At 72.6% G+C, this 14,830-nt stretch carries 10 protein-coding genes and 1 pseudogene; 6 read left to right on the forward strand and 5 right to left on the reverse strand.

Annotation, left to right across the window (positions count from 1 at the left end):
- Positions 1-2: 2 nt before the first annotated feature.
- From rsmA to rsmI, 4 genes and pseudogenes are all read right to left on the reverse strand, one after another.
- On the reverse strand, positions 3-854 hold the full coding sequence (gene rsmA / locus ACQ86M_RS09400; RefSeq protein ID WP_431245243.1) for a 16S rRNA (adenine(1518)-N(6)/adenine(1519)-N(6))-dimethyltransferase RsmA: 852 nt from the start codon (positions 852-854) through the stop codon (positions 3-5).
- Entirely contained in the window at positions 851-1,780 is a 930-nt protein-coding gene (locus tag ACQ86M_RS09405) for a TatD family hydrolase (protein WP_431245244.1), read from the reverse strand. Before ACQ86M_RS09405 ends, rsmA begins: the two co-directional genes overlap by 4 nt.
- A complete protein-coding gene (metG, locus tag ACQ86M_RS09410) occupies positions 1,777-3,366 on the reverse strand; it encodes a methionine--tRNA ligase (protein ID WP_431245245.1) in 1,590 nt (529 codons plus the stop codon). Before metG ends, ACQ86M_RS09405 begins: the two co-directional genes overlap by 4 nt.
- 41 nt (positions 3,367-3,407) lie before the next feature.
- Positions 3,408-4,237, reverse strand: a pseudogene (gene rsmI, locus ACQ86M_RS09415) (16S rRNA (cytidine(1402)-2'-O)-methyltransferase).
- Between the two features lie 57 nt (positions 4,238-4,294).
- Here rsmI and ACQ86M_RS09420 point away from each other — a divergent pair.
- From ACQ86M_RS09420 to ACQ86M_RS09430, 3 genes are read left to right on the forward strand one after another with little or no spacing between them, the layout of a single operon-like run.
- Positions 4,295-5,908 carry a dolichyl-phosphate-mannose--protein mannosyltransferase gene (locus ACQ86M_RS09420; protein WP_431245246.1) on the forward strand — a complete coding sequence of 538 codons (1,614 nt, stop codon included), beginning with the start codon at positions 4,295-4,297 and terminating at the stop codon, positions 5,906-5,908.
- Between the two features lie 45 nt (positions 5,909-5,953).
- Entirely contained in the window at positions 5,954-7,546 is a 1,593-nt protein-coding gene (locus ACQ86M_RS09425; protein WP_431245247.1) for a S53 family peptidase, read from the forward strand.
- A gap of 30 nt (positions 7,547-7,576) precedes the next feature.
- The gene (locus ACQ86M_RS09430; protein WP_431247873.1) at positions 7,577-8,593 is read left to right on the forward strand and encodes a YeiH family protein; all 1,017 of its coding nucleotides are present in this window, start codon (positions 7,577-7,579) and stop codon (positions 8,591-8,593) included.
- A 37-nt stretch (positions 8,594-8,630) separates the two neighbouring features.
- Here the strand turns inward: ACQ86M_RS09430 and ACQ86M_RS09435 are convergent, their stop codons facing one another.
- On the reverse strand, positions 8,631-9,224 hold the full coding sequence (locus tag ACQ86M_RS09435) for a class I SAM-dependent methyltransferase (RefSeq protein WP_431245248.1): 594 nt from the start codon (positions 9,222-9,224) through the stop codon (positions 8,631-8,633).
- An 84-nt stretch (positions 9,225-9,308) separates the two neighbouring features.
- Between ACQ86M_RS09435 and ACQ86M_RS09440 the strand changes: the two genes are divergently transcribed.
- From ACQ86M_RS09440 to ACQ86M_RS09450, 3 genes are all read left to right on the forward strand, one after another.
- On the forward strand, positions 9,309-12,590 hold the full coding sequence (locus ACQ86M_RS09440) for an AfsR/SARP family transcriptional regulator (protein WP_431245249.1): 3,282 nt from the start codon (positions 9,309-9,311) through the stop codon (positions 12,588-12,590).
- Positions 12,591-12,716: 126 nt separating this feature from the next.
- On the forward strand, positions 12,717-13,721 hold the full coding sequence (locus ACQ86M_RS09445; protein ID WP_431245250.1) for an ATP-binding cassette domain-containing protein: 1,005 nt from the start codon (positions 12,717-12,719) through the stop codon (positions 13,719-13,721).
- Entirely contained in the window at positions 13,718-14,536 is an 819-nt protein-coding gene (locus tag ACQ86M_RS09450) for an ABC transporter permease (protein WP_431245251.1), read from the forward strand. The genes ACQ86M_RS09445 and ACQ86M_RS09450 overlap by 4 nt, the downstream gene beginning before the upstream one ends.
- The last annotated feature ends 294 nt before the right edge of the window (positions 14,537-14,830 follow it).

Raw genomic sequence — 14,830 nt, forward strand, 5'->3', positions numbered from 1 at the left:
GACTAGCCGGCCGGGACGGACGCGATGCGCACGAAGTCGGCGAGAGTCAGCTGCTCACCGCGGAGGCTCGGGTCGAGGCCCGCCGCCTGCAGCGCCGTCGCGGCCGAGGTGGGGTCGCCGAAGACGGGCGCGAGCGCCTGGCGGAGCGTCTTCCGGCGCTGCTGGAAGGCGGCGTCGACGAGGGCGAACGTGCGGCGGCGGAGGGTCTCGTCACCGGGCTGCTCGTCGTGGCGCTCGAAGCCGACGAGCACGGAGTCGACGTTCGGCACCGGCCAGAAGATCTGGCGACTGACGGAACCCGCCGTGCGCCACGCGCCGTACCAGGCGGCCTTGACGCTCGGCGCGCCATAGACCTTCGAGCCGGGCTGGGCCGCGATGCGGTGACCGACCTCCGCCTGCACCATGACGACGCCGGAACGGAGGGACGGGAAGCGCTCCAGGAAGTGCAGCAGCACCGGCACGGAGATGTTGTACGGCAGGTTGGCCACGAGGCGCACCGGGTCGGCCGGGAGCTCGGTCACGGCGAGCGCGTCGCGGTGCACGACCGTCAGCCGGGCGGCCGCATCCGGCGCGAGCTGGGAGACGGTCACGGGCAGCTGTGCGGCGAGGCGGCCGTCGATCTCGACGGCGATCACGTCGGCGCCGGCCTCGAGCAGACCGAGGGTGAGCGAGCCGAGACCCGGTCCGATCTCGACCACGCGGTCGCCCGACTGCACCTCCGCGACGCGCACGATGCGGCGCACGGTGTTGGCGTCGATGACGAAGTTCTGGCCGAGCTTCTTCGTCGGGGTCACGTCGAGCAGCTCGGCGAGGTCGCGGATCTCGGCGGGCCCGAGCAGGCGCACCTCGGTCACGCGATGATCCCGATCGGCCGGGTGGGCGGCGGGCCGACCGGCTCGCTGTCCCACCGGCCGTAGACCAGCTCGGTGTTGGAGTTGATCTGCGCGGCGAGCGTCGACGCGTCCGTGCCGAGCACCTCGGCCATCGCCCGCAGCGTGTGCGGGATGAGGTACGGCGCGTTCGGCCGGCCGCGGAACGGCATCGGCGTGAGGAACGGCGCATCCGTCTCGACCATGATGAGGTCGCGCGGCGCGACGGCGAGGGCCTCGCGCAGGTTCGGCGCGTTCTTGAACGTGACGTTTCCCGCGAAGGACATGTACCAGCCGTTGTCGGCGCAGATCCGCGCGAGCTCGACGTCGCCGGAGAAGCAGTGGAAGACGGTGCGCTCGGGGGCGCCCACGCGCTTCAGCGTCGCGACGACGGCGGCGTGCGCGTCGCGGTCGTGGATCTGCAACGCGATGCCGTTCTGCTTCGCGATCTCGATGTGCGCCTCGAACGACCGCAGCTGCGCCTCCCGGCGCAGCCCCTCCTCCGTTCGGAAGAAGTCCAGCCCGGTCTCGCCGACGGCGCGCACGCGCGGGCGGCCCGCCAGCTCCGCGATCACCGCGAGGGCGTCATCCAACTCGCCGCGCTCGGCGTAGTCCGGGGCGTCGTTCGGATGCAGGGCGACGGCGGCGAGCATCCGCGGCTCGATCGCCGCCGTCTCCGCCGACCAGCGCGACGTCTCCACGTCGTTGCCGACCTGCACCACTCCGCGCACGCCCACGCTGGACGCCCGGTCGAGCTGCTCCCGGTAGTCCAGCGGCTGCTCGCTGTCCGCAATCTCGAGGTGCGTGTGGTTGTCGTAGACGGGGACGGTCAGCGCCTCGGGCAGCGGAGGGTACGCCAGGTCGCGGCCGTCGGTGACATGCCGCTGCCGGACGAAGGACGGGTCCGTCATACCGCGGCGACCGCCTCCGCATCGATCCGCGGGAACAGCGCTTCGAGCCCGTTGACCTCCGTGCCGGCCGGCAGCTGACCCCAGTCGCCCGCGGTCCGCAGCCGCTGCGCGCCGAGCGCGCCCAGCTCGCTCTCGACGCCGAGCGCCTCCCAGAGCTTGGTGGTGGCCTCCGGGATGACCGGCGAGAGCAGCACGGCGAGCGAACGCAGCCCCTCGGCGGCCGTGTACAGCACGGTGCCGAGCCGCTCCCGCTGCGCGTCGTCCTTCGCCAGCGTCCACGGCTCCTGCTCGGTGATGTACCCGTTGAGCTCGTCGACGATGCGCCAGATCGCGGTCAGTGCGTCGTGGATCGCCAGCCGTGAGATCGCCGCGTCGGCATCGGCCGCCGCGGTGCGCACGACCTCCTGCACGTGACGGTCGACCTCCTGGTACTCGCCCGCGGGCGGCACCACGCCGGAGTAGTAACGCGTCACCATCGCGATCACCCGCGAGGCGAGGTTGCCGAAGCCGTTGGCGAGTTCCGCCTGGTAGCGGGCGGCCAGATTCTCCCAGCTGAACGAGCCGTCCTGGCCGAAGTTGATCGCGCGCATGAAGTAGTAGCGGAAGGCGTCGGACCCGAAGGTGTCCGTGATCTGCGTCGGAGCGATGCCGGTCAGCTTCGACTTGGACATCTTCTCGCCGCCGACGAGCAGCCAGCCGTGGCCGAAGACGCGCTTGGGCACGTCGAGCCCCGCGGCCATCAGCATCGCCGGCCAGATGACCGCGTGGAAGCGCAGGATGTCTTTGCCCACCAGGTGGTTCGCGGGCCAGCGCCGGGCGAACTCCTCGTCGTCCTGGCCGTAGCCGACCGCGGTGATGTAGTTGAGCAGCGCGTCGAACCAGACGTAGACGACGTGCGACTCGTCCCACGGCACCTTGATGCCCCAGTCGAAGCTGGACCGCGAGATGGAGAGGTCGCTGAGTCCCTGGCGCACGAAGCTGACGACCTCGTTGCGCGCCGACTCGGGCTGCACGAAGTCGGGCCGCTCCTCGTAGAGCGAGAGCAGCCGGTCGGCGAACTGGCTCATCCGGAAGAAGTAGTTCTTCTCCTGCAGCAGCTCCAGCGGCTTCGAGTGGATGGCGCAGACCTTCTGGCCCTCGTACTCCCCCGTGCCGTCGACGATCTCGCTCTGCGGCTTGAACTCCTCGCAGCCCACGCAGTAGAGCGCCTCGTACTCGCCGGCGTAGATGTAGCCGTCGTCGTAGAGCTTCTGCAGGAACTTCTGGACGTTGACCTCGTGGCGCTCGTCGGTGGTGCGGATGAAGTCGTCGTTCGAGATGTCGATCGTCTTCAGGAGCGGCAGCCACTCCTCGCCCACGAGCTTGTCCGCCCACTCCTTGGGCGTGGTGCCGTTGGCCGTCGCCGTGCGCAGGATCTTCTGGCCGTGCTCGTCGGTGCCGGTCAGCAGCCAGGTGTCGTCGCCGGCCTGGCGGTGCCAGCGGGCGAGCACGTCGGCGGCGACCTCCGTGTAGGCATGCCCGATGTGCGGGACATCATTCACGTAGAAGATCGGCGTGGTGATGTAGAAGGAGGAGCCATCGGACATGGTGACCATCCTAGAGGCGCGCGGAGGCCCCATCCCGCGTATTACTCCGCCTGTGGAGAACGCCGTGCGAGTGCCGCCTGGTACAAGTCCCGCTTGCCCAGTCCGGTGGCCTCGGCGACCTCCGCCGCGGCGTCCTTGAGCCGGGTGCCGGAGGCCACCAGGGCGAGCACCTGCTCCACCGCCGCCTCCGGGTCGGCCGCCCGCGCGGGCGCGCCGGCGACGACCACCACGATCTCCCCGCGCACGCCCTCCGCCGCCCACTCGGCGAGGGCCGCGGCGGTGCCGCGCCGCACCTCCTCGTACAGCTTCGTGAGCTCGCGGCAGACCACCACCCGCCGGTCCTCGCCCATGACCGCTGCGATGTCCTGAAGGGAGGCGGCGAGCCGGTTCGGCGACTCGAAGAACACCATGGTGCGGGGTTCCGCGGCGAGCGCACGGAGCGCCGAGGTGCGCTCCCCTGCTTGCGCGGCAGGAAGCCCTCGAAGGTGAAGCGGTCGGTCGGCAGCCCCGAGACGGCGAGCGCCGTGAGCACGGCGGAGGGCCCGGGCAGCGCGGTGACCCCGACGCCCGCGGCGGCCGCGGCCTCGACGAGGTGGAAGCCGGGGTCGGAGACGGTCGGCATGCCGGCGTCCGACAGCAGCACCACATCCTGATCGCGCGCGAGTTCCACGAGCTCACCCGCACGATCGCGCTCGTTGTGGTCGTGCAGCGCGATCAGGCGCGGCCGGTTCTCGACGCCGAGGCCCGCCAGCAGCCGCTGGGCGACGCGCGTGTCCTCCGCCGCGACGACGGTCGCCGCATCGAGCACCTCGACCAGGCGGCGCGAGGCGTCGCCCAGGTTTCCGATCGGGGTGGCGGCGAGGATGATCATGGCCCCCAGTCTGTCAGCCGAAAGGTGTTGTGGAGGCTTCGCCCCTAGCATTGCCTGGTGACCTCCGCTCCTCCGACCGCCGTCCCGGCCGCGCACGCTGCCCCGGGACGAGTCGGCACCCGCCTCGACGACTGGTGGGCGCGCGTGCTGCGCACCCCGGCCCGGATGCGGCTCTGGTACTGGGGCGCGCCGCTCGGCGTGACGCTGCTGGCGGCGATCCTGCGGATGTGGAACCTCGGCCAGCCGCACTCGCTGGTGTTCGACGAGACCTTCTACGTGAAGGATGCGTGGACGACCTGGAACCTCGGCTACGAGGGCAGCTGGCCGGACAAGGCCGACCCGCGCTTCGCCGCCGGCCACACGCAGATCTTCTCGTCCGACCCCTCGTTCGTCGCGCATCCACCGCTCGGCAAGTGGTTGATCGGCCTCGGCATGGCCGCGACCGGCGCCGGCAACTCGTTCGGCTGGCGCATCGCGACCGCGGTCGTCGGCACCATCGCGGTGCTGCTTGTGTTCCTCATCGCGCGGGCGCTGTTCCGGTCGACGGTGATCGCCACGATCGCCGGCTTCCTGTTCGCGATCGACGGGCACGCCATCGTGATGAGCCGCGTCGCGCTGCTCGACAACTTCGTGATGTTCTTCGCGCTGCTGGCGTTCTGCTGCATCCTGCTCGACCGGAGGTGGGCGGCAGACCGACTGTCGGCACGGGTCGCCGCGATCAGCTCGAAGGGGCGCGACCCGGCGTGGGGGCCGGTGCTGTGGTGGCGTCCGTGGCTGATCGCCGCGGGCATCCTGTGCGGGCTGTGCGCCGGGGTGAAGTGGACCGGGTTCTACTTCCTCGCGTTCTTCGCCGTCTACACGGTGATCGTGGATGCGGTGGCGCGCCGCCGAGAGAAGCTGCCCTTCTACATCAGCGGAGCGCTGCTCAAGCAGGCGCCCGCGACCTTCGTGCTGACGGTGCCGCTCGCGTTCGTCGCGTACGTGGCGACGTGGACGGGCTGGATCCTCTCGAAGGACGGCTACTACCGGCACTGGGCCGAGTCGGTGCACATGCAGTGGTCGGGCGCGCTGCGCTGGGTGCCGGTCTGGATCCAGAACCTCTGGCACTACCAGACGGAGATGTACGGCTACAGCATCCATCTGGCAACTCCGCACCCGTACCAGTCGAATCCCTTGACGTGGCCGCTGATGCTGCGGCCGACGAGCATGTACTACGTCGGCACGACGCAGGGGCAGAGCGGATGCGCGTCCGCGTCCTGCTCGGCGGCGATCACCTCGCTCGGCAACCCGCTGATCTGGTGGGCGGGCACGGCCGCGATCCTGTTCCTCGTGTACTGGCTGGTGCGCACACGCGATTGGCGCATCGGGCTGATCCTCACCGGGCTGGCGGCGGGCTACCTGCCGTGGTGGCTCTACATGGCCCGGACCATCTTCACCTTCTACTCGATCGCCTTCGAGCCGTACCTCATCCTGGCGCTCGCGGCGGTGATCGGGATGGTGCTGGGCACCCGCACCGACCCGGAGCCGAGACGACGGCGCGGGATCGTCTGGACGGGCGCCTTCCTCGGGCTCTGCGCCGTGGTGAGTGCGTTCTTCTGGCCGATCTGGACCGGTCAGCAGGTGCCGTTCTGGTTCTGGCAGATCCACATGTGGCTGCCCAGCTGGGTCTGACCGCGTCCCTCACGGATGTCGGAGGGCGGTGGTAGACCGAGTGGTATGACCGATGCCGACAACCCTCTCGATCTCGTCCCCCTTCCCGGCAGCGAGCGCCCCGCCCGGCCGGGCTTCCAGGCGCACGGCGGCCTGGCTCCCGACTCGCGCGTCGAGGCGACCCTGGTGCTCCGCCGCCGCGCCGAACTGCCCGAGAGCGTCTTCGCGCACCCGCTGAGCCGCGAGGAGCTGGCGGATCGGTACGGCGCGTCGCCGGAGGACGTGCAGCTGGTCCGGCAGACGCTCGAGGGTGCAGGCCTCACCGTGGATGAGGTGGATGCGGGGGCCCGGCGCGTACGGGTGTCCGGCCCCGTGCAGACCGTCGCGCGGGTGTTCGGCACCGACCTCGCCCAATCGACGCGCGAGGGCGATGCCGATAACGCCCGTACGTACCGGCAGCGTTCGGGCGGCCTGAGCATCCCGGCGGCGCTCTCCGGGGTCGTGACCGCGGTGCTCGGCCTCGACGACCGGCCGCAGGCGCGCGCGCAGTTCCGCTACGTGCCGGCGGCGGCCGTGAGCACGAGCTACACGCCGCCGCAGCTGGGCGCGGTCTACTCCTTCCCGGAGGGCACGGACGGCAGCGGCCAGACCATCGCGATCATCGAGCTGGGCGGCGGCTACGTCCAGTCGGACCTCGACACCTACTTCAGGGAGCTCGGCATCCCCACCCCGTCGGTCACGGCCGTGGGCGTGGACGGCGGGTCGAACGCGCCGGACGGCAACCCGAACGGCGCGGACGGCGAGGTGATGCTCGACATCGAAGTGGCCGGCGCCCTCGCCCCCGGCGCGAAGATCGTCGTCTACTTCGCGCCCAACACCGACGCGGGCTTCCTGAACGCCGTCAGCACCGCCGCCCACGCCGACCCCACGCCCGCGGCGATCAGCATCAGCTGGGGCCAGTCGGAGGACCAGTGGACGGCGCAGGCCCGCCAGGCCTTCGACCAGGCGCTGCAGGACGCGGCCGCCCTCGGCGTCACCACGACCGCAGCCGCGGGCGACGACGGCAGCAGCGACCGGGTGGGCGACGGACGGCCCCACGTCGACTTCCCCGCCTCGTCGCCGCACGCCCTGGCCTGCGGCGGCACGCGGCTGGAGGCCGACACCGCGACCGGCGCGGTGCGCTCGGAGACGGTGTGGAACAACGGGACGGGAGGCGGTGCGACCGGCGGAGGCGTCAGCGCGGTCTTCCCGCTGCCCGCGTGGCAGAAGGGCGTCGGCGTCCCCTCCGGCGCGGACGGGACGGACGCGGGCGGCACCGCGAACGGCCCGGGCGGACGCGGCGTCCCGGACGTCTCGGCCGTGGCCGACCCGCAGACCGGGTACCGCATCCGCGTCGACGGGCAGGACACGGTGATCGGCGGGACGAGCGCGGTCGCGCCGCTCTGGGCGGCCCTGGTCGCCCGCCTCGCGCAGTCCACGGGCAGACCGCTCGGATTGGCGCAGCCGGTGCTGTACGACTCCGTCGGGGCCGGCCAGGTGGCGTCGGGCTTCCGCGACATCACCGCCGGCGACAACGGAGCGTACGCGGCGACGCCCGGCTGGGACGCCTGCACCGGCCTCGGCGTTCCGGACGGCACGCGGCTGCTGTCCGCGCTCTGACGGAGGGCTCGCCAGAATGGGTTGGTGAGCATGCCGCCCTCGACCGTCCGCCGTCCGCTCCCCTGGCTCCCGGGCCTCGTCGTCTGCGCGGTCGCGGCCGCCGCCGCCTGGGCGGTGCACTGGCTGGTGCCGGCCGTGCCGCTGCTGACGGCCGCGGTGGTGCTCGGCATCGTGGTGGGACAGCTGCCGGTCGCCCGGCCGGCCCTCAACGGCCCGCTCGCACCAGGGCTGTCCGTCAGCGCCAAGCGGCTGATGCGGATCGGCGTCGTGCTGCTCGGGCTGAAGCTGAGCCTGGGCGACATCGCCGGCCTCGGCTGGGCGGCCATCGCATCCACCGTCGCCGTGGTGCTGATCAGCTTCGCCGGGACGTTCTGGATCGGACGGCTGCTGGGGCTGCCGGGCCACCAGCCGCTGCTCATCGCGACCGGGTTCTCGATCTGCGGCGCCTCAGCGATCGGTGCCATGAGCGGTGTGGTCAAGCCGAAGGATGAGGAGGCCGCGACCCCGGTCGCCCTGGTCACACTGTGCGGCACGCTGGCGATCTTCGTGCTGCCGCTGCTGTGGCATCCGCTCGGGCTGGATGCGCTGCAGTTCGGGCACTGGGTGGGCGCCGGCGTGCACGACGTCGGTCAGGTCGTTGCGACCGCCCAGCTCGCCGGCGCCGCGGCGCTCTCCGTCGCGGTCGTCGTCAAGCTGACGCGCGTGCTGATGCTCGCGCCGATGGTCGCCGTGGCGGCCGTCGTCGAACGCCGGCGGCACGTGGAGGGCGACCCGGCGGCGAAGCGCCCGGCGATCGTCCCGCTGTTCGTGGCGGGGTTCCTCGCCGCCGTGCTCGTGCGGACGTTCGTGCCGCTGCCGCCCGCGGTGACCGGCGGCGCGGACACGCTGCAGACCATCCTGCTCGCCATGGCGCTGTTCGGGCTCGGCACCGCCGTGCGGCTCCGCACGCTGGTCGGCACGGGCTGGCGTGCCCTGGCGACGGGGCTCGCGTCGTGGGCGCTGATCGCCGCCCTCGCCCTCGGCGCCGTCTGGCTGACCGCCGCCTGAGCCGGCCGCGGCCGGAGCCGGCCGCGGCCGGGCCGGATCAGGCCCGGGCGACGATGTGGAACACGTGCCAGTGCTTCGGGCCCTCGAACGACATGCCGCGGCGGTCGTCCTCGACCAGTTGCAGCACGTCCATCCCGGCCAGCATGCCCTCGACCTGAGTGCGGTCGTGGAAGCTCATCCCCGGGCGGCCGGCCCACTCGTCGTGCGGGCCGAACAGCTCGCCGGCGAACAGGCCGCCCGGCCGCAGCGCCTCGCGCAGGTCCGCCCAGAGGTAGGGGAAGTGGCTCTCGTCGCAGAACGGGAGCGCGAATCCGGCATAGACGAGGTCAGCCTCGGGGAGTTCGCCGAGCTGCTCGAAGGAGGCGCGGCGCACCGTCACGCGCGACGACGCCTCGGGCGAGAGTCCGGAGCGCACGCGCTGCTCGACGCCCGGATCGGAGTCGACGGCGAGAACGCGCCAGCCCCGCTCCGCGAGGTTCCGGGTCTCGACGCCGTCGCCGCAGCCGAGGTCGATCGCATCCCCCGGACGTCCGTCGCCGTCGGCATCCCACGCGACCAGCGCGCTCTGGAACGTGGGCCGCACACCGCGGCCGCCCTGCTCCTCGTAGAACTGCGACCAGTCGAACGCCATGGGGCCGAGCCTACACACGCAGTGGAGGGACGCACTGGCTATGATCGGCGGGGTGCAGACCGCGCCTCCCCTCCCCGTGTCGCCGTGCTCGGCCCGGTGCTGGTGGAGGATCGCAACGGGGTGCTGACGGAACCGGCGGGAGCCCTCGGCAAGAGCCTGATCGTCGCGCTGGTGCTGGCGCGGGGCGCCGCGAGCGTCCCCTCGCTGGTGGAGGACCTGTGGGACGACTCGCCGCCGAGGCAGGAGCGCGCGGCGCTGCAGACGCTGGTCTCGCGGGTGCGCACGACCAGCGCGAACGGGCTGCTGGAGTCCACCCCGAGCGGGTACGCGCTGGCGCTCGCGCCCGAGCAGACCGACCTGGGCCTGGCCCGCCGCGCCCTCGACCGGGCGAACGCCGCCCTGCAGGCGGGTGACGCCGCGGCGGCCGCCGCTGAGGCGGACACGGCCCTGGCGCTGTGGCGCGGCGAGCCGGGCGCGGAGCTCGGCGGGACGCCCCTCGCGGACGAACTGCTGCGCACCGCCGCCAGCCTGCGCGACGAGCTCCGGCTCGTGCGCGCCCGGGCGCGCCGCGCGGCGGGCGACGCGGCGGGCGCGCTCGCCGACCTGCAGCCGCTGATCGCCGAGCGCCCCCTCGACGAGACGCTGCGCCTCGAACAGCTGCGGGCGCTCGCCGACGCCGGCCGGCGGAGCGAGGCCCTGCTGGCCTTCGCGGAGCTGAAGGAGGCGCTGCTCGACAGGCTGGGCACGCGTCCCGGCCCAGAACTCGTCGCCCTCAACGCCGCCCTGCTCGCGGCCGACGAGGAGGACCGTCCGGCGGCTCCCCGCCGCGTGCGGATCGGCCTCCGCTCGGCGCCGAACGCCCTGGTCGGCCGCGAGTACGACATCGACGCGGTCGAGGATCTCATCGCGACCTCCCGCCTGACGACCATCCTCGGGGCGGGCGGGCTCGGCAAGACCCGGCTGGCGCAGGAGATCGGCAACCGCGCCGTCCACACGCCCGCCGTGATCGTGGTCGAGCTGGCCAGCGTGCGGAACGGCGAGGATGTGGAGCTGGCGTTCGCCTCCACGCTCGGCATCCGCGAGGCCCGCGCCGCCCGCCCGACCGACCCGGGCGCGCAGCTGGACCTGCGCTCGCGCATCCTGGGCCTCCTGGCCGAGCGCGAGACGCTGCTGATCGTCGACAACTGCGAGCACATCGTGGATGCGGCCGCCGCCTACGTGCGCGACATCCTGGACTCCACCACGAACGTGCGCGTGCTGGCGACGAGCCGGGCGCCGCTCGCGATCGGGGCGGAGCACGTCTATCCACTGGATTCGCTCAAGAGCACGGACGGCGGCGCGCCCGGGGCGTCGGCTCCGGACGATTACGGCCCGGCGGTCGCCCTGTTCCTCGACCGGGCCCGTGCCGCCCGCCCGGGCGCCGTGCTGCCGCTGGATGTCGTCGCACGCCTGTGCGACCGCCTCGACGGCCTCCCGCTCGCCATCGAGCTGGCCGCCGCCCGCACGCGCTCCCTCTCGGTGGACGAGATCGAGCGCCGGCTCGGCAACCGCTTCGCCCTGCTGACCGGTGGCGAGCGCACCGCCCCCGAGCGGCACCGCACGCTGCTGGCGGTCATCGAGTGGAGCTGGAACCTGCTCCGGGCGTCCGAGCAGGCGCTGCTGCGCCGGTTGTCGCGGTTCCCGGACGGCTTCAGCACGGAGGCGGCCGAGGCGGTCGCCGCCGGCGACGCCGTCTCGGTGCTCGACGACCTCGACGCGCTCGTCGCCCAGTCGCTGGTCACCGTCACCGAGGACCGCACCACGGGCCTGCTCCGGTACCGGATGCTCGAGACGGTCCGCGAGTTCGGCGACCGGGAGCTCGTCGCCGCGCACGAGGAGTACGAGGTGACGGCCGGGATGGACGCCTGGGCCATCGCGTTCTGCCGCGACGCGCTCGCCCGGATGCACGGGCCCGAGCAGGTGCCGACCTTTCAGCGCGTCACCGCGGAGCAGGACAACCTGGTCGCGGTGCTGCGGTCGGCGCTCGCCGGCGGCCGCCGCGAGACCCTGGCCGCGGTGTTCGCCGCCGTCTCGTACTACTGGTCGCTGCGCAGCGCCCACTCCGAGGTGCTCGGCTTCGGCGCGACCGTGCTGGAGGCGCTCGACGGCTGGGAGCCGCCCGCGGACACCCGCGACGCGGTCGCCGCCTGCTACACGATCATCGGCGGCACCTTCCTCTTCGTCGGCCTCCGCACGTCGGCGCGCGCCATCTCGCGCCTGCGCCGGATGCGCCGCACCCAGCCCTTCGCCGACCGGCGGCTGGACGCGATGGCGGCGCTCGTGCTCCACGCCGGCCGCGCCGAATCCGGGATGGGGCTGCTCGCCGAGTACGCCGCGTCGAGCGACCCCGAGACCGCCGCCATGGGCAACCTGCTCACGGCGCAGCTGCACGAGAACGCCGGCGAGCTGGACGCGTCCCTCGCCGCGTCGAAGCGCGCGTGGGAGGCCGCGCAGGCGTCGGGCGACACCTGGTCGATGGCGTCGGCCGCGCAGTCCATCGCGCAGTCGCACAGCCAGCTCGCGCATCCCGCCGAGGCGCTGGAGTGGGCGCAGCGCGCGTACGACCAGATGTCCCAACTCCAGGCGGACGGCGACCTCCGCCAGCTCGACTGGCTGATCGCGAGCAACGCGATCAGCCTCGGCGACATCCCCCGCGGCCGGCGCCTGCTCGAGCGGTACCTCGCCGCCGAGGTCGACCGCACCGGCTTCGACTACGCGGACTACTACGCGATCGGGTACGCCGGGATGGCCGAGATCGCGCTCGCCGAGGGCGACCAGGCCGAGGCCGTCCGGCTCTACGACCAGGCGCTCGCCGCCTTCGCCGACGCGCCGCCGTCCCGCGCGGGCGCCCTCAACCCGTGGACGGTCATGCTGGGCGCGGCCGCGCTCGTCGCCCGGTTGCGGGTGCACGCCGCGGACCCCGCGGTGGCGCCCGAGGTCATCGACTGGGACGAGACGGATGCGGCGGCCGCGAGACTGCGCACGCGCATCCTGGTCACCGCACGCCTCAACCCGCCCTCCCTCGATCAGCCGGTGATGGGGTCGGGCCTGCTGGGGTACGCCGTGTGGATGCTCGACCCGCGCACCTCGAGCCGGCACTCGGACGGCGACGGGTGGGTGACGGCCGGGCTGACGCTGTTCGCCCTCGCCGGGCAGGCGAACTCCCGGCAGGATGTGGCCAGTCTCCACCGCGATGCCCTGGCCACCCGCATCGCCCAGGCGTGGGGCAACGAGCGCCTCGACGCCGCCGTCGCCGAGGTCGGAGCGCTCGCGCCGGCAGACGCCGTCGCCCGCGGGATCGCGCTGCTCTCGGCCACCCGCGCCTGAAGCGCGCCTGACGCGCGCCGCGCATCCTTACGGGGCTGCCGCCGCGATGTAAGCGGCACGTGAGTGCGATGTAAGCGCGCACGGGCACCATCGGGTCATCACCATTCCCACCAGGAAAGGACCACCATGACCCGCAGCTCAGAATGGGCGGTCGAAGCCCACGGGCTCGTCAAGACCTTCGGCGACAACCGCGCCGTGGACGGCGTCGACCTCACCGTGCGCGCCGGAGCCGTCTACGGCGTCCTCGGCCCCAACGGCGCCGGCAAGACCACCACCATCTCCATGCTCGCCACCCTGCTGAAGCCCGACGCCGGCGAGGCGTACATCTTCGGCCACGACATCCGTCGCGAGCAGCAGGTGGTGCGCCAGCTCATCGGCGTCACCGCCCAGTTCGCCTCCGTCGACGAGACGCTGTCCGCCACCGAGAACCTCATGATCTTCTCGCGCCTGCTCGGCCTCTCCGGTCGCGAGGCCCGCGCCAAGACCGCCGAGCTGCTCGAGGAGTTCGGGCTGACGGATGCGGCCAAGCGCCCGCTGAAGAAGTTCTCCGGCGGCATGCGCCGCCGGCTCGACCTCGCCGCCAGCCTGATCGCGCAGCCGCCGCTGATCTTCCTCGACGAGCCGACCACCGGGCTCGACCCGCGGACGCGCTCCCAGATGTGGGACACCATCCGGCGCCTGGTCTCCACCGGCTCCACGGTCCTGCTGACCACGCAGTACCTCGACGAGGCCGACCAGCTCGCCGACCGCATCGCGGTCATCGACCGCGGCCGCGTGGTCGCAGAGGGCACCGCCGACGAGCTCAAGGCGTCGGTCGGCGAGTCGTCGCTGCAACTCCGTCTCGCCGACCCGTCCGACATCGAGGACGCGCGCCGCGCCATCCAGACCGTGCTCGGGGTGGATGCCGTGGTGTCGCCCGAAGGCTCCCGCATCACCGCCCCCATGCGCGACGCGGACGCCGTCACCGACCTCTTCGTCACGTTCCGCGAGGCCGGCATCCACCTGCAGGAGATGTCCGTGCAGAAGCCCACCCTCGACGAGGTGTTCCTCACCCTCACCGGCCACGGCGTCGAGGACCAGAAGGCGGACGAGGAGTCCGAGTCCGTCGAAGAAGAAGAGGTGCACGCATGACCGCCATCGCCACGATCACCCCGCCGTCGGAGCGGAAGCTCAAGAACCACGTCAGCCTGAGCCAGACGCTCGCGAACACCCTCACCATGGCCCGTCGCGGGCTGCTGAAGGTGCGGCGCACGCCCGAGCAGCTGTTCGATGTGACGCTGCAGCCGGTCATCTTCACGGTCATGTTCGCCTGGCTGTTCGGCGGCGCCATCGCCGGGAGTGTGGATGCGTACCTCCCGCAGCTGATCCCCGGCATCCTCGTCCAGACGGTCATCACGGCATCCGTCGTCACCGGCGTGCAGCTGCGCGAGGACATGGACAAGGGCGTGTTCGACCGCTTCAAGTCGCTGCCGATCGCGCGCATCGCCCCGCTCTCGGGCGCACTGCTCGCGGACACCCTGCGCTACGCCATCGCGACCACGATCACATTCGTCGTCGGCTTCGCCATGGGCTACCGGCCCGGCGCCGGCTACGGCTTCGCCGCGCTCGGGGGCCTGCTGGTGGTGGCGTGCGCCTGGGCGATCAGCTGGATCTTCGCCTTCTTCGGCGTCATCGCCCGGACGGCCGGGTCGGTGCAGGGCATCTCGTTCCTCATCCTGTTCCCGCTGACGTTCTTCTCGAACGCGTTCGTCGCGCCGAGCACGCTGCCCAGCTGGCTGGAGTGGTTCGTCAACATCAACCCGGTCTCGCACCTGGTCACCGCCGTGCGCGACCTGGCCAACAACGGCACCTTCGGCGCCGACGGCTGGATCGCCCTGGCCGGCGCAGCCGTCATCGTCGCGGTGTTCGCCCCGCTCACGGTGCGGGCGTACATGCGGAAGGCCTGACCGGCGGGCATCCCCGCGGGCCTCACCGGTCTCGGAACGGCGGCCGTCGCGTCCTGCGGAGGGATGCGGCGGCCGCTTCGGCGCGCCGGGCGCGCGCCATCCGCCCGCCCGGCGACCGGCCGGCCCGCTCCGCCCGCTCCGCCCGTCGAGCGGTGACTAGACGCTCGGATCCGGCCCGAGTAGCGACATGAAGTCACCACTCGACGGGAGAAGGGACATCGAGTCACCACTCGGCAGCGGGATCCGACCGTCCTCGCGGGACGCGGTGGGACGCGGCACCCCTCCCGCGCGGGG

It is taken from the genome of Leifsonia xyli subsp. cynodontis (assembly GCF_050632205.1).
In the GTDB taxonomy this organism is placed as follows: Bacteria; Actinomycetota; Actinomycetes; order Actinomycetales; family Microbacteriaceae; genus Leifsonia; species Leifsonia xyli_D.